1 protein-coding gene is annotated in these 476 nt (G+C 59.0%); it reads left to right on the top strand.

The genetic code is table 11. The features are described 5' to 3' along the window. On the top strand, positions 1-290 hold a 290-nt coding region (locus EH240_RS37480), incomplete at its 5' end, for an aldehyde dehydrogenase family protein (protein ID WP_125007298.1). Positions 291-476 lie beyond the last annotated feature (186 nt).

Genomic DNA, 476 nt, shown 5'->3' on the forward strand with positions numbered 1-476 from the left:
CCGATTATGGCCTTTCCGCCAGTGTGTGGAGCCGCGATTTCGATACGTGCCTGACATTCGGGCGCAGCTTGCGGGCAGGAACGGTGTGGATGAACACCTTCATGGATGGCGCCTCCGAGCTCCCGTTCGGTGGCTACAAGCAATCCGGGCTCGGTCGCGAACTCGGACGCCGCGCGGTCGAGGACTACACCGAAACAAAAACACTCAACATGCACATCGGAGGCTGCAACAATTGGTGGATGCCTCGACAGGTAAATTGGCCTGGCCAACGCACCGAACTGCGCCCGTAGACGGGCGGGCACTCCCTTGAAACGGTTCCACCTCGACTTGCAAAGGACATTTTCAATGCGCAGGTTTTTGACAACGACGGCCGTCGCTATCATTCCAACATGTTCGTCTTCGATGGACCTGGCGATTTCGTCTGCGGTGAATCCCGTGCTGACTTTCGCTGCCGGGGGGGTGCGCGTCGCCCATAG

It is taken from the genome of Mesorhizobium tamadayense (genome assembly GCF_003863365.1).
GTDB classification, from domain to species: Bacteria; Pseudomonadota; Alphaproteobacteria; order Rhizobiales; family Rhizobiaceae; genus Mesorhizobium; species Mesorhizobium tamadayense.